Source organism: Sphaerisporangium album, from assembly GCF_003323745.1.
Taxonomy (GTDB): domain Bacteria; phylum Actinomycetota; class Actinomycetes; order Streptosporangiales; family Streptosporangiaceae; genus Sphaerisporangium; species Sphaerisporangium album.
Window position 1 is genome coordinate 360,834 of the sequence record NZ_QOIL01000001.1, and the last position, 19,622, is coordinate 380,455.

Sequence of the window (19,622 nt, forward strand, 5' to 3'; positions counted from 1 at the left end):
ATGCTAAAAGTATGGATTCGGGGCAGTCTGACTTCATGCATGCGCACCTGCCGACCAGCGAACTGCTCGACCGGACCCCCGGCCTCTGGGTCGACGCGGGCGACGACGACGATCCCGTCCTGTTCTACGCCGACGGGCGGCCGGTCGACACCTGGCGCGAGCACTACCCCTACACCGAGCGCATGTCGCGCCCCGAGTACGACCAGACCAAGCGGCTGCTCCAGATCGAGCTGCTGAAGCTCCAGTACTGGCTCAAGGACACCGGCGGGCGCCTGGTGATCCTTTTCGAGGGCCGCGACGCCGCCGGCAAGGGCGGGACGATCAAGCGGTTCATGGAGCACCTCAACCCCCGCGGCGCGAGCGTCGTGGCGCTGGAGAAGCCGAGCGAGCGCGAGCGCACGCAGTGGTACTTCCAGCGGTACATCGCCCACCTGCCCGCCGCCGGGGAGATCGCCCTGTTCGACCGGTCGTGGTACAACCGCGCCGGGGTCGAGCGGGTGATGGGTTTCTGCTCGCCCGAGGACTACCAGGAGTTCATGCTCCAGGCGCCGCTGTTCGAGCGCATGCTCGTCCGCGACGGCATCCGCCTGGTCAAGCTGTGGTTCTCGGTCACCCGGCGCGAGCAGCGCACGCGGTTCATCATCCGCCAGGTGGACCCGGTGCGGCAGTGGAAGCTCTCCCCGATGGACCTGCAGTCGCTCGACAAGTGGAACGACTACACCCGGGCGAAGGAGGACATGTTCCTCAACACCGACACCGAGGACGCGCCCTGGACGGTCATCAAGAGCAACGACAAGAAGCGCGGCCGCATCGAGGCCATGCGCCATGTCCTCAGCCTGTTCGACTACGACAACAAGGACCACGACGTGGTGGGCACCCCTGACCCGCTGATCGTGCGGTCGGCGTCGGACATCGTGGAGGAGGACGTCTCCGACGCCGACGACGACGGGCACATCAGCCTGCCGCCTCCGTCGCGGTCCTGAGGTGCGCACAGACCCGTTCGTCCAGAGGTGAGGAAAATATCCCCTCTGAGTACGTGAGCTCCCCGCGCGGTGAGGCAGGACCACCCCGTGGCGACCGGGTTCCTACCTTTTGGCGACATCTCCGACGATGATCGCGGCGTCCTTAACACGAGGGTGCGAGCAGATCACTCATCGGGGGTCGCATGACTTCATCACCGTACGGCAGGGCGGGAGCGGACAGTGACCGTGTGCTCCACCTCGCGGGGGATCCGGACGCCGTGGCGCGCGCCCGGCGGCTGGTGTCCTCCGCGCTCGGCGCGCAACATCCGCTCCACGACGACTGTGTGCTGCTGACCAGCGAGATCGCCACCAACGCCGTGGTGCACTCCGACTCGGGGGACGGCGGGACGTTCACGCTGAGCGTGTCCTACTCCGCCGAGTGGGTGCGGATCGCCGTCCAGGACGCGGGCTCGCTCGACCCGCCCTTCGGCTGGCGCCCGTCCTCGCCCCTCGACACCGGGGGCCGCGGACTGCTGCTGCTGGAGGCCCTGGCGCACCGCTGGGGCTTCATCCGGGAGGCGGGGACGAACAACGTGTGGTTCGAGATGCACGTCGACCTGCTGAGCTCCGCTCCCGTCACTCCCGGCAACTCCACCAAGTCCCTGAGGGTCGCCCGCTGACCGCGGCCCTCGGGGGCCTCCCCCGGTCACGGCACGTCGAGGCGGCACAGGCCCTCGGCCAGCACCTTGGTCGTCAGGCGGGTGCGGCTGTCGCAGCCCAGCTTGGCGAAGATGTGCTCCAGGTGCGTGGTCACCGTACGGACGCTGAGCACCAGCGCCGCGGCGATCTGCGGGTTGGAGTCGCCGAAGGCCACCCTGGTCAGCACCTCGACCTCCCGGGCGGTCAGGTCGTAGGGCAGGGAACACGGCCGCTCGGCGATCACCGCGCCCTGGATCGCGCCGTGGAAGCCCACCCCGGCCCTGTGCACCCGCACCTCCCGCCACTGGCCCGTCGAGTCCGGCCACAGCCCGCGCCGCGACAGCTCGCGCGAGTCGATGAAGTCCCTGGCCAGGTCCGCCATCGCCGGCTCGCGCTCGATGGCCTCCGACCCCGGCCACCCGGCCACCGCCCGGCGCCGCCCGCCGCGCTCGAAGGCGACGGCGTGGAAGCCCGGCGGCAGGCCGAACGGGTCGATCACGCAGCGGGTGACGTCCGTGACGTGCGCGAGCGTGCTCGCCACCGCGCCGAGCACCGTCCCGGTCTCCGGCGGTAGCGCGCGGCGCGCGTTCACGTGCAGCAGCCCGGTGTAGCGGGCCTCGCCCACGTCGCCGACGAACAGCGGCGCGGTCAGGCCCGAGCGCCAGCCGTACGGCTCCAGGTGCCTGCGGTAGTAGAGCTCCGTCCCGGGCGAGCCCATGGGCAGCGGGACGCGGGAGGCCATGGCGCGGCGGTAGGGGTCCAGGCGGGCGTACTCCTCGGCGGCGTCCTCGTCCACGCGGGCGTACCCGGAGGACACCAGGCTGCGATGGCGCCCGGTGGCGGGGTCGTAGGCGACGAACTCGTACGCCTCCACCGGAATGATCTTGCGCAGCGCCGTCATGGCGCCGTGCGCCCCCGATCCGCCGGCAACCTGGAACCCCACCTCGGCGAACGCATGGAGGTGGCGCGCGCTCAGGGTGATGCTATCCATTGACCCTCCGCGATCAGCTTGCCGGACAGAGATCGTTGGGGGAATACGTAAACCTTCCGATGTAGAGCCTTGCCCGCCTATTTAGCCTCTCCGGCATCACGCCGGAGCGACGGAGAGGCAGAGGAACAGTGACGGTCCTGAACAAGGCGCGGGGTGCCGCCGTCATGCTCGCGGCGGCGCTCGCGCTCGGCGCCTGCGGCGGTTCCAGCGGGAGTTCCAGCGGTGACCAGGCAGGACAGGGAGGTCAGGGCGGTCCGAAGCAGTTCTCCGTCGCCCTCAACGAGCCCGACCACCTCATGCCCGGCAACACCTCCAGCAGCTACTCGATCACGGTCCTGCAGGCGCTGTTCGACACGCTGGTCGTGCTGGATCCGAGCGGGCAGCCCCAGATGCGGGCCGCCGAGTCGGTCACCAGCCAGGACCAGCAGACCTGGACGATCAAGATCAAGCCGGGGCAGAAGTTCCACAACGGCGAGCCGGTCACGGCCGAGAGCTTCGCCGACGCGTGGAACGCCACCGCGTACGGCCCGAACGCCTGGACCAACAACTACTACTTCACCAACATCGAGGGGTACGCCGACCTCAACCCCGAGGCCGAGGGCGCCAAGCCCGCCACCGACAAGATGAGCGGCCTGAAGGTCGTCGACCCGAACACGCTCGAAGTGCACCTGACCGAGCCGTTCAGCCAGTTCCCGATCACGCTCGCCTACACCGGCTTCGCGCCGATGCCCAAGGCCGCGTTCACCGACCTCAAGGCATACGACCAGGCGCCGATCGGCAACGGCCCGTTCGCCCTCGACGGGGCCTGGGCGCACAACCGGCAGATCAAGGTGAAGAAGTTCGCCGGGTACGCGGGCGCGCGCGCCGCCAAGGCGGACGCCGTCCTGTTCAAGATCTACGCCAGCCGCGACACCGCGTACACCGACCTGCGGGCCGGAAACGTGGACCTGCTCCAGACCATCCCGCCCGCCAGCGCGAGCGAGGCCAAGAAGCTGCTCGGCGACCGGTTCGTCCCGACGGCCAGCGGCACGATGGACTACCTCGGCTTCCCGGTGTTCGACAAGCGGTTCCAGAAGCCGGAGCTGCGCAGGGCGATCTCGATGGCCATCGACCGGCAGGCGATCGTGGACGCCGTCTACAGCGGCGCGTTCAAGCCGATGTCCTCGCTGGTCGCGCCGCTCGTCCCCGGGTACCGCGAGACGGCCTGCGGCGAGGCGTGCGTGTACGACCCGGCGAAGGCCAAGGCGCTGTACGACCAGGCGGGCGGGTTCACCGGCACGCTGAACCTCTACTTCTCCAACGCCGACCCCAGCTACGAGCAGTGGATGCAGGCCGTGGCCAACCAGCTCAAGGAGAACCTCGGCATCGCCGACATCCAGTTCCGCAAGATCCCGGCCGCCGACTACCTCTCCACGCTGAGGGAGAAGAAGGAGGACGGGCCGTACCGCAACAACTGGGTCATGGACTACCCGAGCCCGCAGAACTACCTGCAGAGCATGTGGGGCGAGGGCAACCGGATGGGCTGGGAGAACAAGGAGTTCAACGACCTGATCGCCAAGGCCAACGCGGCGGCGAGCATGGAGGCGAGCGTCCCGCTCTACCAGCAGGCCGAGGACATCGCGCTGCGCGAGATGCCGATGATCCCGCTGTGGAACTGGCAGGACCAGGCGGGCTACTCCGGCAAGATCGGTGACGTGAAGATCGACGCCTACAGCCCCAACCTCGACGCGATCACGGTCAAGTAGGAATGCGCACCACGAGGACCCCGCGCCCGGCCCCGCGCCGGCCGGGGCCCTCCCATGCCCGCACCGGGACGGCCGGGCCGTACCGCGATACCGGGTCGCACGGCGGGCTCGCCGGGGCGCATGACGAAGTGGCCGGGCACGGCGGGGGAGCCGGATCGTGCGGCCAGGCCGGGCCGTGCGGCGGGGGAGCGCGTCCGTGAGGTATGCCGTCGTCCGCCTGCTCCAGGCCGTCCCCGTCTTCGTGGCCACCACCTTCCTCATCTACACGATGGTGTGGTCCCTGCCCGGCGACCCGATCCTCGCCCTCGCCGGGGACAAGCCGCTGCCCGAGAACGTCCTCCAGGCGCTGCGCGAGCACTACCACCTCAACGACCCGCTGATCGTCCAGTACGGCCTCTACATGGCCGGCGTCTTCCTGCGCGGCGACCTCGGAGAGACGTTCACCGGGCAGCCGGTCAGCGAGCTGCTCCAGGATCGCTGGGGGGTGACCGCGCAGCTCGCCCTCACCGCGTGGGTCTTCGAGCTGGTCGTCGGCATCGGCCTCGGCGTGCTCGCCGGGCTGCGCCGCGGCAGGCTCGCCGACACCGCCGTGCTGGCCGGGACGACGTTCGTCATCGCCGTGCCGGTCTTCGTCGTCGGCTACACCGCCCAGATCGTCCTCGGCCTGAACCTCGGCCTGTTCCCGACCGCCGGCACCGACCAGGGCTGGCCGCTGAGCTACCTCCTGCCCGGCATGGTCCTCGGCTCCTTCGGCCTCGCCTACGTCGCCCGGCTGACCAGGACCAGCGTGGTCGAGAACCTGCGCGCCGACTACGTGCGCACGGCCGCCGCCAAGGGCATGCGCCGGACGCGGATCATCGGCAGGCACACGCTGCGCAACTCACTCATCCCGGTCGTCACCTACCTCGGCGTCGACTTCGGCAACCTCATGGCGGGCGCGGTCGTCACCGAGGGCATCTTCAACCTGCCCGGCATCGGCCAGCAGGTCTTCCAGTCCATCCAGCTGCAGGAGGGGCCCGTCGTGGTGGGCGTCACCACCCTGCTGGTGATGATCTTCATCCTGGCCAACCTGCTCGTCGACCTGCTGTACGGCGTGCTCGACCCGAGGATCCGCCGTGGTTGACCTGAAGGCCTCCGCCGAGACGGCCGCCCCCGGCCCGAGGCCCGCGCGCGAGGTGCGCGGTTCGCTCTGGTACGACGCCTGGCTCGACCTGCGGCGCCGCGTCCTGTTCTGGATCTCGGCGGTCATCCTCCTGCTCGCCTGCGCCATGGCCGCCTTCCCCTCGCTGTTCGCTCGCCTCGGCCCGAACGAGGGCTGCCGGCTGCGCATGTCCAAGAAGGGCCCGGACGCGACCGCCCTGTTCGGGTACGACCTGCAGGGGTGCGACTACTGGTCGCAGATCGTCCACGGCACCCGCGCGTCCGTGCTCATCGGCGTGGCCGTCACGGTCTTCGCCCTGTTCATCGCCGTCGTCCTCGGCCTCGTCGGCGGCTACTACGGCGGCGTCCTGGACGCGATCATCTCCCGGGTGACCGACGTGTTCTTCGGCATCCCCTTCGTCCTCGGTTCGACGGTGGTGCTGGTCGCCTTCCCGGGGCACGGCATCTGGGCCATGACGATCGTGCTGGTCCTGCTCGGCTGGACGACCATGACCCGGCTGATGCGCGGCCAGGTGATCGCCGTGCGCGACTCCGACTACGTCCAGGCGGCCCGAGCGCTGGGCGCGAGCGACCGGCGCATCATGCTCAAGCACATCCTGCCGAACTCCGTCGCCCCGGTGTTCGTGGTCGCGATGCTCAACATCGGCAACGTCATCTCCGGCGAGGCCACCCTGGACTACCTGGGCGTCGGCCTCCAGTACCCCGACGTGTCCTGGGGCCTGCAACTCAACGTCGCCCAGACCTTCTTCTCCGAGTACCCCCACCTGCTGGTCTTCCCGGCCCTGTTCCTCACCGCCACCGTCCTGAGCTTCCTCATGCTCGGCGACGTCGTCCGCGACGCCCTGGACCCCAAACTCCGCTGACCCCCGTCACCTCGACGCGGTAGCGCGTCACCGTCCGCGCGGTCGCGAGCCCGGGGGCGTCCGAGCCGCCTGCGCCACGCTTTTCTCGACGCTGTCGAGGAGGCCGTGCAGGTTCGCCAGGTCCTTCTGGTCGAGGCCGCCGAAGATCTGCCGGAGCACGCGCTCTCCGGCGGCGGTGCCCGCGGCGAGGGCCGCCGATCCTTCGGCGGTGAGCAGGACGAGCCTGGCCCTGCGGTCGTCGGGATGGGGCTCCCGCTTCACGAGTCCCTCGTGCTCCAGAGCCTCGACGGCCTGGGACACCGAGCGCGCGGCGAACCCCAGCTCGGACGCCAGGGCCGCCTGGCTGAGCGGCCCCGCGCGATCCAGCACCTGGAGCACCTTCGTGCGCGCCAGGGACAGGCCACCGGCGGTCATGTGATCGTCGACCGCCTTGCGCACCGCATAGGCCACGGACAGGTAGCGCATCCCGGCATCTTCGGGCGCCATCCGATCACCCACGGCTTCGTCCCCCCGGTCGGCGTCATTTTGTGAGGTACCTCAGCGATGCTACGTTAATGAGGTACCTCATGAAAAGCCGAGAGGAAGCACACTGTGGACAGCCGACCCGTAGTGATCATCACCGGCGCCACCCACGGCCTCGGGCGGCTCGTCGCGCTCGACCTCGCGCGACAGGGAGTCCACCTGGGGATCGTCGCCCGCAGCCAAGCCAAGATCGACCGGTTGCGCGGGGAGATCGACGCCATCGCCCCCGGCACGCCGGTAGACGCGTACCTGGTCGATCTGTCCTCACTCCGAGACGTGCGCCGGATCGGACGCGAGATCAGCGCACGGCACGAGCGCATCTCCGTGCTGGTCAACAACGCCGGCGTGCACGCGTTCTCCCAGCGGGTCACGCCCGAGGGCTTCGCGGAGATGGTCGCGGTGAACTACCTCGCGCCCTGGGTGCTCACCGACACGCTGCGCGACACGCTCGTGGCCTCGCGGCCCGCGCGTGTCGTCACCGTCGCCTCCGAGGCCGCGCGACACTCCGGCGGCATCACCCCGGCGCGCGACCTCATCCTCACCGACGACTACACGCGCCGGGAGTCGTCCACGCTCTACGGCCGGTCGAAGCTGATGGACATCATGTTCAGCCAGGAGCTCGCGCGGCGGCTGGAGGGCACCGGCGTGACCGCGAACTGCTGCGACCCCGGCTTCAACACCACCGGGCTCGGACGCGAATTGCCCTTCGCGGGGGCGCTGGAGAAGATCCTCACAACCCTCCGGATCGGGGATCCACGCCGAGGCGCCCGGATCATCACCCGCCTGGCGACCGACCCGGCCTTCGCCGGCACCACAGGCGGCTACTTCTCCGCCAAGAACGCCGAACCCCTGGAATGCCCGCCGCCAGGCCGCGACGCGGCCGTCCAGCGCGACCTGTGGGAGACCACGGCCACCCTGCTCGACGACATCCTCACCGCCAAGACCTGACACTCCCTCAGGGCAGGTCATCCGGGGCCGGTATCGGGTGCGCCGCCGGCACGATCATGGAGCGCCCTCGCCGGCGGGCGAGCAGCAGCCGTCCGCGCAGCCGTCGGTGTCGGAGCCGGTGGCGTCGCCGGCCCGCGTGGTGGTGGGGACGGCGCAGCAGGCGTTCCCGCGCCAGGCTTCGCGGCCTTCCTTGACCGCCACCGCGGCGATGACCAGTGCGGCCACCGGGTCGGCCCAGGACCAGCCGAAGAGGCTGTTGACCGCCAGCCCGGCCAGCAGGACCGCCGACAGGTAGGTGCACAGCAGGGTCTGCTTGGAGTCGGCCACCGCCGAGGCGGAGCCGAGTTCGCGGCCGGCGCGGCGCTGGGCGGCCGACAACAGCGGCATGATGATCAGGCTGAGGGCGGCCAGGGTCAGGCCCGGGGTGGAGTGCCCGGCCTCGACCGCGCTGGCCAGGGCACGGACGGCGTCGACGGTGACGTAGGCGGCCAGGGCGAAGAAGGAGAGCGCGATGAGGCGCAGCGCGGACTTCTCGCGGCGCTCGTGGTCGGTGGCGGAGAACTGCCAGGCCACGGCGGCCGCCGAGGCCACCTCCACCACCGAGTCCAGCCCGAATCCGATCAGCGCCGCGGAGGAGGCCAGGGCGCCGGCGGTGATGGCGACGATGGACTCGGCCACGTTGTAGGTGATGGTGGCGGCCACGAGCAGCCGGATCCGTCGGCGGAGGATCGCACGCCGCTCCGCCGACGAGTCGTGGACGCTGGCCAGAGGGACCGTGGCCATCAGCAGCAGTCCTTCTCGTCGGCGTCGGCACAGGTGCGGTCGGAGGCCACCGCGACCACCGCGGAGCGCAGGTCGTCCAGCGCGTGACCGAGCCGCTCGTCGGCGAGTTCGTACCGGGCGCGGCGGCCGACCGGGACGGCCACCACCAGGCCGCAGTCGCGCAGGCAGGCCAGGTGGTTGGACAGCCGGGTGCGCGATATGCCGAGTGACTCCGCAAGCTCGGCGGGATGCGCCGGAGCCTGGCGGAGCATCACCAGGATCCGGCAGCGGATCGGATCGGCCAGCGCGCGGCCGAACCGGGCGAGGACCTCGATCTCCGAAGCGATCGTCAACATGTCCCCAAAGTACATGGAGTCCTGAATTCAGGAAATCCTGAACTATGTTGGTCGGCCGTCATGCGGGGGAGGGGCAGTCGAGCGCCGCGTATGTGGCCATAGATTGAAATCGTGACGCGGGAGAAGGTCGATCTCACCGGGGACAAGGAGACGCTGCTCGCCACGCTCTACGGGCGCGCCGCGCACAGCCGGTCCGCCGACCCCGTGCTGCGCGACCCGCTCGCCGAGCAGGCCGTCGACCGCCTCGACTACGACTTCGGCAAGCTCAGGATGCGTTCCGTCGACGCGCTCAGCGTGGCGATCCGCGTCAAGACCATCGACCGCCTCACCGCCGCCCACCTCGCCGAGACGCCGGACGCGACCGTGATCCACCTGGCCTGCGGCCTGGACACCCGCGTCTACCGTCTCGACCCGCCCCCCACCGTCCGCTGGTTCGACATCGACTTCCCCGACGTCATCGAGCTGCGCGAGCACCTCTTCCCGCCCCGGCCCGGCTACACGATGATCGGCCTGCCCGCCACCGACCCGGCCTGGCTCGACCGGGTCCCGGCGGACGCCCCCGTGCTCGTCGTCGCCGAGGGCCTGACGATGTACCTCACCGCGAGCGAGGTGCACGACCTGCTGAGCGGCATCACCGCCAGGTTCCCCTCCGGCGAGATCATGTTCGACGCGCTGAGCCGCCTCGCCGTCAAGCTCGGCTGCCTGGAACCGGCGATCCGCGCGACCGGAGCCACCCTGCGCTGGGGAATCGACGACCCCGCCGAGCTGGCCGCGTCCGTGCCCCGGCTGCGGCTGGAGGACCAGCTCTTCTACTCGGACGTCCCGGAGGTGTCCAAGCTCCCCGCCGGTTACCGCGCGGCGCTGGCCATCATGAACCGCATCTACTTCCTGCGCCGCATCGGCAGCATCATCCGGTACCGGTTCTGATCACCAATGGTTCGTGCCGGCCACGGTGCGTCCGTCCATCTCGAACATCTGCAGGAGCAGGCTGACCGTGAGGTCGACGTCCACCGGCCGCAACCGGAGGCTCGGCACCCCGCCGGAGGGGAACGCGACCAGAATCGTCGGCCCGCAGCGCCCGCGCTCGACGGTGACGACCGCGCTTCGCGGATCGCCCGGCGCGCTGACGCGCATCTCCGGGCTCTGGAAGGTCGTCACGCCCATCTCCTTCGGGAAGCGCAGCGTGAGGCCGATCCTGCGGACGACGAGCGTGCGCATCCCGTGGGCGCGCAGGTGTCGGCCGAGCAGGCTCAGCATGCCCGCGAACCTCTCCTCGGCGGTCGCGGCCAGCGGCAGCCGCTGAAGTCCGCCCGCTGTACGGTCGCGCTCGTCGCCGTCCTGGAGGGGGACGTGGACGTACGGATTGATTGGCAGGCGGCTCGTCATGCCGGGCTCCCCGTAGCGTCCTCCTCGGGGGTGCCGCCCGCCCGCTCGTCCGCCGTCACCGGGCCCAGCACGGTGATGATCTTCTGGACGGCGCGGCCGACGTCGTGCGCGGGGCCGAGGCGCTCGTTCCAGCTCCACCAGAACGAGAGCGATCCCGTCGCGTCCCGCCGGACGGTGATCCGCTCGGTCAGGGCCGGAGCCGCGAGCGAGATCACCCGCAGGAACGGAAGGGCGTAGCCGCGCACCACGCGGGCGGAGTACCGCTGCGGGTCGATCGCGCGGGCGAGGGTGTCGAGGTGCTCGACGTCATCGGGCAAGGGGTAGCTCACCAGGAGTCCCAACCTTTCGAACTGGGCTTCAAGAAACCGTTGCGCGGACCTCCACGATGGCTGAAGATGGTTGCCGAAAGTAAGGGAACGGTCACGACGGGTGCTCTTGTCGAGCTTCGACCAACCCTGAAGCCCTCCGTAGACACTCAGGTGTCCCCGAAGGGTTTTGTAGACCTGTAGAGAACCGGAGGACGGCTAGATGACGTTGGTTCACAGCTCGGACCCGAACGGCAGCCCTCTCTCTCGACGACGGCTGAATCCTGACCCCGTAGCGGCGGCTGAAATCTGACCCCTCCGTGTCTATTGTTACTGGTCGTTGCTGGTGTCTGCTGCTGGGACACGGCCCAGGTCTCGGTTCTTCAGTCGGTAGCTGTCTCCCTTCATGCTGATGACTTCGGCATGGTGGACGAGTCGGTCGATCATGGCGGCGGCGACCACGTCGTCGCCGAACACCTCGCCCCAGCGTCCGAAGGGTTTGTTGCTGGTGACGACCAGGCTGGCCCGTTCGTAGCGGCTGGAGACGAGCTGGAAGAACAGGTTGGCGGCTTGGGGTTCGAAGGGGATGTAGCCGACCTCGTCCACGATCAGCACCGGGATGCGTGACAACTTGGTCAGTTCGGTTTGCAGGGTGCCGGCGGCGTGGGCGTCGGCCAGGCGGGCGACCCAGCCGGCGGCGGTGGCGAAGGCGACACGGTGTCCGGCTTGGCAGGCGCGGATGCCCAGGCCGACCGACAGGTGGGTCTTGCCGGTGCCGGGCGGGCCGAGGAAGACCACGTTCTCGCGTGCGGTGACGAAGTCCAGGGTGCCCAGGTGGGCGATGACCTCGCGTTTGAGAGAGCGCTGGTGGTCGAAGTCGAAGTCCTCCAGGGCTTTGCGGGCGGGGAAACGCGCCATTCGGATGCGGGCCTCGCCGCCGTGGGATTCACGGGCGGCGACCTCGCGTTGCAGGCAGGCGGCCAGGAACTCCTCATGGCTCCACCCCTGGGTGCGGGCGCGCTCGGCCAGCCGGTCGATGGCCGCGGCCAGGGAGGGTGCTTTGAGCACCCGGGTCAGGTAGGCCAGTTCAGAGCCGATGGCACGGCCGCCGCCGCTGATAGTGGTGGTGTCGACCATCACGCGACCCCCTCGATATCGCACAGCACGTCGTAGTCGCTCAGCCGTCGCAGTTCCACGGCGGCCTCTGCCGGGTGCGCGCGCTGGGCGCAAGTGGCTCGCATCATCGCGGCGGCATGCTGGTGGGCCGGGTCGGTGATGGTCTGGTGCGGCGCCCAGCACCGCTGATGGCAGGCCACCTGCTGCCCGCCGCAGGTCACGGTGACATGGTCCAGGTCGGCGACCACCTCCACCAACCGGCCGATCGCCGAGGGATGCACCGAGTAGTCACACGAGGCGATGCGCACATAGTGGTCGCGTCCCAGCCGAGTCGCACTACGCCAGCCGACGATCGGAGCGACCGGCGGCAACGCCAGCATCGCCTCCAGGTCGGCCGTGAGCCGGTCGATGGGCCGGCAGGCGATCCGCCGATGATGGCGCCGGTTCGCCAGGCCCAGCCAGTCGGCCAGCTGAGCGTTGAAGTCCTGCGGCGAGGTGAACGACCGTCCCGGCAGAAACGAGGTCTCCAAATAGCCGTTGGCCCGCTCGACCAGTCCTTTGGCCTCAGGATCTCCGGGCTTGCACTGCAGGATGCGCACCCCGAGTGTTCCGCGGAAGGCGGTGGCCTGACTGGTGAGCTGCGGCCGTCCGGCCTTCCACTGGCCGACCGCCGATTCGTTGTCCCACACCAGCGTCTTGGGCACCCGGCCAAGCGCCGACAGCAACGCCCAGTGCCCGGCGAACAGGTCCCCGGCGGTGCGTGAGGGCAGCATCCGGGCCATGAGCCAGCGGGAGTAACCGCTGACCATCACCAAAACCGGCGGGCTGGTCGCCTGTTGCCCGACACCCAGTGGCACCTTCACCGCCGGGAACCACAGATCGCACTGGACCAGCTCGCCCGCCTGATAGGTCGTCCTGGACGCCGGATCGACCGGCTTGAACGCCGGCCGCAGCATCCGCACCCGGTCCTTGAGCACCGTAAGCGACCGGTTCCAACCGATCCGCTCAGCGATCACCGTCGCCGGCATGTCCGGAAACTCGGCCAGCAACGCCCGGATCTGCGGGTCGACCGCATCCACGATCGATCCCTTGCCCGGCCGCTGGTACTTCGGTGGCGTCTCGGCTACCAACGCTCGCTTGACGGTGTTCTTCGAGATGCCCATCCGCCGCGCGATCGCCTTGATCGGCATCCGCTCAGCACGATGCAGCCGGCGGATCTCCGCCCAGTCCTCCACCTTGATCACCCTCCAGAGTTACTGAAGGGGGTCCGTTTTCGGCCGTCGTCAGGGGGTCAACATTCACACGTCGTCGACACTCTCGCGTTCTTCGCCGCAGAGCTACGCCGCCTCCGAGAAGAAGCCGGTCTGACCCAGGAACAACTCGGCACTCTGATCAACTACTCGTCGGCGCAGGTCAGCGCCGTAGAGAACATCAGACGCAACCCAAAGAAGGACTTCGCCGAGGGCTGTGACCAGGCTCTCCAGACGGACGGCTACTTCGGACGCCTGTGGCCTCTGGTCCGCCGCGCTGTTCACCGCCCTGCTGTTCGCTCGTACTTTGAGGCGGAACGCGTGGCGACGTCCATCAAGAACTTTGAGCCCTTCAATGTGCCCGGCCTGCTGCAAACTCCCGGATATGTCCAGGCGCTGATGCAGGTGGCAGGGCTGGAGGACTTCGACGATCGTGTTGAAGCAAAGATTTCGGAGCGATTGGATCGGCAGACGATACTTCAGGGGAAGACTTCGCCAGGGTTCTTCGCGGTCGTCGATGAGGCTGTACTGCAGCGACCAGTTGGTGGCAAGGCGGTCATGCGAGAGCAGTTGGAGCATCTGATCAAGATGGCCGCACGGCCACGAATCATTATTCAGGTAGTTCCGGCCACCGTGGGTGCGTACCCAGGGGTGAACGGCCCCGTTGCTTTGCTGTCCCTCCCGGGTCTTTCAGAGGTTGGTTACATTGAGAACGTGCTCGGTGGGCAGATCATCGACGTTCCTGATGATGTAGCGAAGCTCGCCTATACCTTCGATACGGTGCGAGCCGAGGCGCTGTCCCAGAAGTCATCGATCGACCTGATCAGAAGGGTGTTGGAAAAGTGGGCGTGACACTTCCTCTCTGGCGTAAGTCCAGCCACAGCGGCACTGAAGGAAACTGTGTCGAGGTGGCGTTGATATGGCGGAAGTCCAGCCATAGCGGCGGTGAAAACGAGTGCGTCGAAGTCATGGCTGGCTGGGACAAGTCCAGCTACAGCGGTAGTGGAGGCAACTGTGTCGAAGCAGCCGTGATGGGGTCGGACCAAGCGACGGCACCCCACAAGACAGAGCCCGGTCGGTTCATCGTGATGCGCGACAGTAAGAACCCCGATGGGCCCTGGCTCTATGTCCCTCCTGCCGCATGGGATGCGTTCCGCCTTGGCTTACGGGCCGGGCAGCTCGACAGCCGTCGATGAAGCTGGAACCCATCAGGTCTCGGCGCAGGCCCTGAGAGGGGCGGGTCCGGCGTCATGAAAGTTGACGGAGGTGGATGCGCTCTCCGTCGTGGTCGAGGATGGCCAGGACCTCGGCGGGGCCGCCGCGAGCTCCGAAGGCGTGGGGGATCATGGTCGAGAACTCCGCCGCCTGGCCGGCCTCGACGAGGATGGTCCGCTCTCCCAGCAGCAGGACGATCGTTCCCGACAGGACCACGAACCAGTCCTTTCCGGGATGGACCTTCATCTCATCGGCGCTGCGCCGAGGCTCGGGCCTCGTGACGCGCATCTTGGCCACGGTCAGACCGGGCTCCCGGCTCAACACCCAGGCGATCATCCCACGCGCCTCGTCCCGCTGCGGCCTGATCACCACGTCGTCGTCGGAGACGGACTCCACCAACTGGTCGAGGGTGGTTCCGAGGGCGCGGGCGAGCGTGGTGAGCTGGTCGAGGCTGATCCGCCGGTGGCCCGTCTCGATACGGCTCAGGGTGGAGGGACTCAGGTAGCAGCGCCCGGCCAGATCGTCGAGCGACCAGCCCCGGGCCAAACGGAGCCCTCTGATGCGCATGCGGACCAGACCGTCCAGATCACCGTCTTGCGTCATACGCAAGATGCTATGTCAATGGCGCAAGGTGCACGTAGCGTTGAGGCATGCGAAGCCATCACCACGATCATGACGACCAGCACGAGCACGGCCGCGAGCACGGGCACGGGCACGGGCATCAGCACGGGCACCACGCCGCGGCCGGGAACGGCGAGGCGGCCATGGCCGAGATCCTCGACCTCGACGCCGAGGTCATGCACGCGTACATGTCCGAGGTGACCGCCTGGATCGGCGAGCTCACCGCCGACGCGCCCCCGCGCCGGATCCTCGACCTGGGGAGCGGAACCGGCACCGGCACGTTCGCCCTGCTCCGGCGGTTCGGGCGGGCAGACGCGGTCGCCCTGGACGTCTCCTCCGACATGCTGCGCCACCTCGCCGAAAGGGCCCGGGAGCTGGGCCTGGCCGACCGGATTCGTACCGTTCAGGCGGACCTGGACGCGGAGTGGCCCGCCCTCGACCCCGTCGACCTGGTCTGGGCGTCCTCGTCCCTGCACCACATGGCCGATCCCGATCGCGTCCTCGCCGACGTCTTCGCGACGCTCCGTCCCGGAGGGCTCCTGGTCGTGGCCGAGATGGAGTCGTTCCCGCGTTTCCTCCCCGACGACCTCGGCATCGGCCGGCCCGGACTCGAAGCGCGCTGCAAGGCCGTCCTGGACGAACGGCGGATCGCCGTGCACCCGCACTTCGGCTCCGACTGGGGCTCGCGCCTGACCAAGGCGGGCTTCGCCATCGAGGACGAGCGGACCTCCGCCATCGAGTTGACGCCGCCCCTTCCCCCGGCGACCGGCCGTTACGCCCAGGCGAGCCTGCGGCGCCTGCGGTCCGGCCTGGACGGCGTGCTGAGCGCCGACGACCTCGCCACGCTCGACGTCCTCCTCGACGGCGACGGACCCGCGAGCCTCCTGCGGCGCGACGACCTCACCGTCCGCACCACGAGGACGGTCTGGGCGGCCCGGAGGCCGTGAGCACCTCCTACGGTCTGGGCGCCACGAGGCGCCCGTGGGCACCTCCTGACGTGGACGGCCTTCCCTGCCTCGTCCAGGCTCACGCGGGCGCACCGGCCGTCTCCAGGTCGCCCGGGACTCACGCGGGCGAACCGGCCGTCTCGGGCCGGTGGTCCCGGTGCCGCCGGCGGAGCAGGGCCAGCAGGGACGCGCCCGCCAGGTACACGGCGAGCGCGGCCGGGGGCAGGCCGGTCGGACCGTGATAGGCCGGTCCGGCCAGGGCGACGGCGAGGAGGGCGGCGACGACGGCGGCGGCGCCGAGGACGGTGAGCACGGCGGCCACCGGCGCTCGCGCGGCGGGCGAGGCGGCGGCCACCGGCGCTCGCGCGCCCGGTGAGGCGCCGAGTGGTTCCCCGCGTCGCTCGGCGCGGCCGAACACCGCGACCAGCGCCGCGAGGATCACGGCCAGGCACAGCAGCCAGGGGATCCGCAGCAGCACCCAGGGGAGCGACCCCGGCTCGGGCTGGGGCATCACGCCCGTCCCGTACAGGGCCAGGGCGCCGATGATGAGGGCGGTCATGTGCCAGAGGAACAGCGTCATGATCACGGAGTTGACCGCGACCACCGTCGTCCACGGGCCGGGCCGCCGCAGCCACCGGTTCCCCAGGTCCCGTAGGCACAACGCGACGCCCGTCTGTGCGGTCGCGAGGGCGAGCAGGGCCAGGGTGGGCGGCGCGGTGTTCTGTATCGCTTCTCCCGGGAACCCGACCATGCTGACCGGGTAGGGGCCGGCCACCGTCAGCGCCACGAGGGCGCCCGCTCCGAGCACCGCCATCGGCGCGGCGACCAGAGGTCTGGCGGGAAGGCGGCCGTCCTGCCAGGCGAAGCCGAGCTGGTGGACGGCCAGCCATGCCAGCAGGTAGTTCGCCTGGCCCACGTACGGGACGTCGAGCGCGAGCCGCGTCAGATCACCCGCGCCGACCAGGGCCGCGAGGACGACCGGCACGGCCAGACCCGCGCGGCGGTGCAGCGCGTACATGGCCGGGGCGAGCACGACCACGGCGATGTAGACGACCAGGAACCACAGCGGGATCAACGCCAGCCAGACCCCGAGGCCGATCAGGGACGGGCCGACGCCCGCGAGCCGCGCGGCCAGCGCGACCGCCGCGAGCGTGCACAGCAGGACGGTGGTCGGGCGGACGAGGCGGGCGGTCCTGCCGAGCACCCAGGCGGTGGCGACGCCGCCGCGCCGCAGGTGCGAGGTGAGGGACGCGGCGTTGGCGTACCCGCCGACCAGGAAGAACAGGGGCATGACCTGGAAGACCCACGTCAGCGGGCGCGTCCAGGGCACGGTCTCCAGCACGGTGCGCCCGGCGAACCCTCCGGGGCCGTGGGTGATCGAGACGACGAGCCAGTGGCCGGTGACGACCGCCGTGATGGCGAACGCCCGGACGAGGTCGACGTAGCGGTCCCGCCGCGCGGGCGTCCGCTGCGCCGCCTGCCGTATCCGCGCGACCGGTGACCCGCCCGGTCTGCGCGCCCGCCACGCCGTCCGTCGTGCACCCGGGGTCGCGCCGGGTTCCCTGGTGTCGCCCTCCGCCATGGCCGGACATTCCTTTCCGCTCCCTTAACGTCCTATCAAGAGAGCTCCGGGCGGTTGAACCGCGCGGATACTCAATGGCACCTGGTGTCTGCCACCTAGTGGCAGGGCGTACACGTACTTGGCCCGGCCGGGCCGCCATCAGCGGCCGGCTCGGTCGTCCGACGCCGGCGCGTCTCGATCGGGTCCGGCCGGCGTGAACGATCACGGCCGACACTGGACCAGGTTTGGCCGTTTTATGAGACCTGTGCTGTTCACCTTGCGCTGGGATACTTCCGGCATTCTGGGCGCGTGCGATGAGGTGATGGGGTGTCCGGGGAGCGGCTGGCCGAGCTGCTTTTGGAGGTCAAGGCGCGTAGCGGCCGCACCTACGAGGCGTTGAGCCGTCGCACGGGCATGAGCCGGTCCACGGTGCACCGTTACTGCCGCGGCGAAATCGTTCCCGACACCTTCGGGCCGCTGGAGCGGATCGCGAGAGCGAGCGGCGCCGGCCAAGGGGAAGTGGACGAGTTGTACCGGCGCTGGACCCAGGCCGTGGCGGCCGGGGCCACGGGCGCGACCACCGGCAGGGACACGGCGGGCGCAGCGGACATGCCGGGCGTGCCGGGCGTGGCCGGCGCGGTGAGTGCGGTGAGCACGGCGAGTCTGGGGAACGCGCCGGCGTTCGACGACCTCGGGAAGGGGGTCGTGGGGCCGGACGAGAACCGGGTGCACGCCGACCGGGAAAGCGCTCCCGATGCCGCGCGGCGCGACGTGGCGTCCCCGCCTTCCGGGCACGCGTGGGTACGCCGGAGGCCGGCCGTCATGGCGAGCGTGTTGACGGTGCTGTGCCTCGCGCTCCTGAAGGCCGGTACCCCGGCGGCGTCCTGGACTCCGAGCCCGCCCGCCCAGTGGATCAGCGGCCCCGCCTGGAGCAGCTTTCCCGCTCCCGTGCCACGCACCCTGTTCGGCGTCACCATGAACAGCTCCACCGGCACCATGCCGGGCTTCCGGGTCGGCGCGGTGCGGCTCTGGGACAGCGAGACCCGCTGGGCGCAACTCCAGCCGGCACGAGGCGAGTTCGACTGGCCTGTGCTCGACCGTCTCGTCGCGGGGGGCGAGAGCGCCGGGCTGCCCGTCCTGTTCGTGCTGGGAGGGACGCCCGCGTGGGCCAGTCCCACGGGCCCCGCGGCGCCCTACCCCGACGGATCCCGGGCCGCGCCGCCCGACGACCTGGCCGACTGGGACGCCTTCGTGCGCGCTCTGGTGAAGCGGTACCGCGGGCGCATCGAGGCCTACGAGCTGTGGGTGCTCGCGAACGATCGGCGGTTCTACGCCGGCAGCGTCGAGAGGCTGGTCGAGATGACCCGGCGGGCGAGCGGGATCATCCGGGCGGCCGACCCCAGGGCGACGGTGGTCTGCCCCGGGATGGGGCAGTTGTGGACGCCCGAGGGGCAACGCGTGCTGCGGCGGTTCGCGGAGCTCGGAGGGTACGGGCACTGCGATGTCGCGAGCGTCAAGCTGTACCAGCGCACGGCCTCCGATCCGCCGGAAAGCGTGCTCCAACTGGTGACCACCATCGATCGGGTGCTGCACGAGGCGGGCGTCCAGCCGCCCGTGTGGAACACGGGTACCACCTACACGATCCCGCTGGAGCGCCCGCTCGATGCCACCAGGGCCCGCGACTACGCCGTGCGCTTCTTCCTCACCGGGCTGTACGCGCGGCAGTACAACGTGGAGCGCATGTACTTCTACAACTGGGGCGGAACCAAGATCCCCATCGTGCTGCAGGCCGACGGAGGCGCGCCCACCCGTGCCGCGCTCGCGGTGGAGCGGCTGGAACGGTGGCTCGCCCACGCCAAGAGCCGGTCGTGCGGCCACGGCCTGGCGATCTCCCTTCCGGAGAACGTCTGGCAGTGCGAGTTCACCATCACCGAACCCGGCGGCGCGCGCACCGCCGTGATCCGGTGGGCCATCACCGGGACGGCCGACACCACCGCCGGTCCGAAAGCCCAGACGGTGCGTCGGCTCGACGGCGGCGCCACCGCCGTGCGGCCCGGCGACACCGTGACAGTGACGGAGGAGCCCATCCTCATCGAGGACCGCCCGTAGCCGACGCCGGTCAACCGGACGGCGGGACTCGGCGCGGTACCGGCGGACGGCGACGCCGTGCCGGTACCGCTTGACCGGTCGTGTCAGCGCCCGGTTCCATCGA

21 protein-coding genes are annotated in these 19,622 nt (G+C 70.0%); 11 read left to right on the plus strand and 10 right to left on the minus strand.

Annotation, left to right across the window (positions count from 1 at the left end):
- The first annotated feature begins 35 nt into the window (after positions 1-35).
- On the plus strand, positions 36-983 hold the full coding sequence (gene ppk2 / locus DQ384_RS01610) for a polyphosphate kinase 2 (protein ID WP_220182718.1): 948 nt from the start codon (positions 36-38) through the stop codon (positions 981-983).
- 182 nt (positions 984-1,165) lie between these two features.
- On the plus strand, positions 1,166-1,642 hold the full coding sequence (locus tag DQ384_RS01615; protein WP_114026829.1) for an ATP-binding protein: 477 nt from the start codon (positions 1,166-1,168) through the stop codon (positions 1,640-1,642).
- Between the two features lie 26 nt (positions 1,643-1,668).
- Here DQ384_RS01615 and DQ384_RS01620 read toward each other — a convergent pair whose 3' ends face one another.
- The gene (locus DQ384_RS01620) at positions 1,669-2,652 is read right to left on the minus strand and encodes a helix-turn-helix transcriptional regulator (RefSeq protein ID WP_114026830.1); all 984 of its coding nucleotides are present in this window, start codon (positions 2,650-2,652) and stop codon (positions 1,669-1,671) included.
- Between the two features lie 128 nt (positions 2,653-2,780).
- Here DQ384_RS01620 and DQ384_RS01625 point away from each other — a divergent pair, with 128 nt between their 5' ends.
- The 3 genes from DQ384_RS01625 to DQ384_RS01635 all read left to right on the plus strand — a co-directional run bounded on the left by DQ384_RS01625 (position 2,781) and on the right by DQ384_RS01635 (position 6,421).
- Positions 2,781-4,397 carry a peptide ABC transporter substrate-binding protein gene (locus DQ384_RS01625; protein WP_114026831.1) on the plus strand — a complete coding sequence of 539 codons (1,617 nt, stop codon included), beginning with the start codon at positions 2,781-2,783 and terminating at the stop codon, positions 4,395-4,397.
- A 196-nt stretch (positions 4,398-4,593) separates the two neighbouring features.
- The gene (locus DQ384_RS01630; protein WP_114026832.1) at positions 4,594-5,520 is read left to right on the plus strand and encodes an ABC transporter permease; all 927 of its coding nucleotides are present in this window, start codon (positions 4,594-4,596) and stop codon (positions 5,518-5,520) included.
- Positions 5,513-6,421, plus strand: a complete 909-nt coding sequence (locus DQ384_RS01635) for an ABC transporter permease (RefSeq protein ID WP_245966177.1) — start codon at positions 5,513-5,515, stop codon at positions 6,419-6,421. The genes DQ384_RS01630 and DQ384_RS01635 overlap by 8 nt, the downstream gene beginning before the upstream one ends.
- A 27-nt stretch (positions 6,422-6,448) precedes the next feature.
- Here the strand turns inward: DQ384_RS01635 and DQ384_RS01640 are convergent, their stop codons facing one another.
- On the minus strand, positions 6,449-6,907 hold the full coding sequence (locus DQ384_RS01640) for a MarR family winged helix-turn-helix transcriptional regulator (protein WP_114026833.1): 459 nt from the start codon (positions 6,905-6,907) through the stop codon (positions 6,449-6,451).
- A gap of 105 nt (positions 6,908-7,012) precedes the next feature.
- Between DQ384_RS01640 and DQ384_RS01645 the strand changes: the two genes are divergently transcribed.
- A complete protein-coding gene (locus tag DQ384_RS01645) occupies positions 7,013-7,891 on the plus strand; it encodes an SDR family NAD(P)-dependent oxidoreductase (RefSeq protein WP_181870964.1) in 879 nt (292 codons plus the stop codon).
- Between the two features lie 54 nt (positions 7,892-7,945).
- Here DQ384_RS01645 and DQ384_RS01650 read toward each other — a convergent pair whose 3' ends face one another.
- Together DQ384_RS01650 and DQ384_RS01655 are read right to left on the minus strand one after the other, a co-directional pair.
- Positions 7,946-8,674: a cation efflux transmembrane domain-containing protein gene (locus DQ384_RS01650; protein WP_114026834.1), complete on the minus strand. Its 729-nt coding sequence runs from the start codon at positions 8,672-8,674 to the stop codon at positions 7,946-7,948.
- The gene (locus tag DQ384_RS01655; RefSeq protein WP_114026835.1) at positions 8,674-9,009 is read right to left on the minus strand and encodes an ArsR/SmtB family transcription factor; all 336 of its coding nucleotides are present in this window, start codon (positions 9,007-9,009) and stop codon (positions 8,674-8,676) included. The genes DQ384_RS01650 and DQ384_RS01655 overlap by 1 nt, the downstream gene beginning before the upstream one ends.
- Before the next feature lie 111 nt (positions 9,010-9,120).
- On the opposite strand from DQ384_RS01655, the gene DQ384_RS01660 reads away from it, so the two are divergent.
- The gene (locus tag DQ384_RS01660) at positions 9,121-9,936 is read left to right on the plus strand and encodes a class I SAM-dependent methyltransferase (RefSeq protein ID WP_114026836.1); all 816 of its coding nucleotides are present in this window, start codon (positions 9,121-9,123) and stop codon (positions 9,934-9,936) included.
- Here the strand turns inward: DQ384_RS01660 and DQ384_RS01665 are convergent, their stop codons facing one another.
- The 4 genes from DQ384_RS01665 to istA form a co-directional block, all read right to left on the minus strand.
- Positions 9,937-10,395: a hypothetical protein gene (locus DQ384_RS01665; RefSeq protein ID WP_114026837.1), complete on the minus strand. Its 459-nt coding sequence runs from the start codon at positions 10,393-10,395 to the stop codon at positions 9,937-9,939.
- The gene (locus DQ384_RS01670; protein ID WP_114026838.1) at positions 10,392-10,724 is read right to left on the minus strand and encodes a hypothetical protein; all 333 of its coding nucleotides are present in this window, start codon (positions 10,722-10,724) and stop codon (positions 10,392-10,394) included. The genes DQ384_RS01665 and DQ384_RS01670 overlap by 4 nt, the downstream gene beginning before the upstream one ends.
- A 306-nt stretch (positions 10,725-11,030) precedes the next feature.
- The gene (gene istB, locus DQ384_RS01675) at positions 11,031-11,837 is read right to left on the minus strand and encodes an IS21-like element helper ATPase IstB (RefSeq protein ID WP_114026839.1); all 807 of its coding nucleotides are present in this window, start codon (positions 11,835-11,837) and stop codon (positions 11,031-11,033) included.
- Positions 11,837-13,060, minus strand: a complete 1,224-nt coding sequence (gene istA, locus DQ384_RS01680; protein WP_114026840.1) for an IS21 family transposase — start codon at positions 13,058-13,060, stop codon at positions 11,837-11,839. Before istA ends, istB begins: the two co-directional genes overlap by 1 nt.
- Between istA and DQ384_RS01685 the strand changes: the two genes are divergently transcribed.
- Complete coding sequence (locus tag DQ384_RS01685; RefSeq protein WP_114026841.1) at positions 13,019-13,918, plus strand: helix-turn-helix domain-containing protein; 900 nt, start codon at positions 13,019-13,021, stop codon at positions 13,916-13,918. The genes istA and DQ384_RS01685 overlap by 42 nt on opposite strands.
- Positions 13,915-14,262, plus strand: a complete 348-nt coding sequence (locus DQ384_RS01690) for a DUF397 domain-containing protein (protein ID WP_114027039.1) — start codon at positions 13,915-13,917, stop codon at positions 14,260-14,262. Before DQ384_RS01685 ends, DQ384_RS01690 begins: the two co-directional genes overlap by 4 nt.
- 52 nt (positions 14,263-14,314) lie before the next feature.
- On the opposite strand, the gene DQ384_RS01695 is transcribed toward DQ384_RS01690, so the two are convergent.
- Positions 14,315-14,884 (minus strand): helix-turn-helix domain-containing protein, encoded by a 570-nt coding sequence (locus DQ384_RS01695; RefSeq protein ID WP_114026842.1) that lies wholly within the window; start codon positions 14,882-14,884, stop codon positions 14,315-14,317.
- A gap of 47 nt (positions 14,885-14,931) precedes the next feature.
- Here DQ384_RS01695 and DQ384_RS01700 point away from each other — a divergent pair, with 47 nt between their 5' ends.
- Positions 14,932-15,849: a class I SAM-dependent methyltransferase gene (locus DQ384_RS01700; protein ID WP_114026843.1), complete on the plus strand. Its 918-nt coding sequence runs from the start codon at positions 14,932-14,934 to the stop codon at positions 15,847-15,849.
- Positions 15,850-15,967: 118 nt separating this feature from the next.
- On the opposite strand, the gene DQ384_RS01705 is transcribed toward DQ384_RS01700, so the two are convergent.
- Positions 15,968-17,431 carry an acyltransferase family protein gene (locus DQ384_RS01705; RefSeq protein WP_114026844.1) on the minus strand — a complete coding sequence of 488 codons (1,464 nt, stop codon included), beginning with the start codon at positions 17,429-17,431 and terminating at the stop codon, positions 15,968-15,970.
- A gap of 306 nt (positions 17,432-17,737) precedes the next feature.
- On the opposite strand from DQ384_RS01705, the gene DQ384_RS01710 reads away from it, so the two are divergent.
- The gene (locus tag DQ384_RS01710) at positions 17,738-19,519 is read left to right on the plus strand and encodes a helix-turn-helix domain-containing protein (RefSeq protein WP_114026845.1); all 1,782 of its coding nucleotides are present in this window, start codon (positions 17,738-17,740) and stop codon (positions 19,517-19,519) included.
- Positions 19,520-19,622 lie beyond the last annotated feature (103 nt).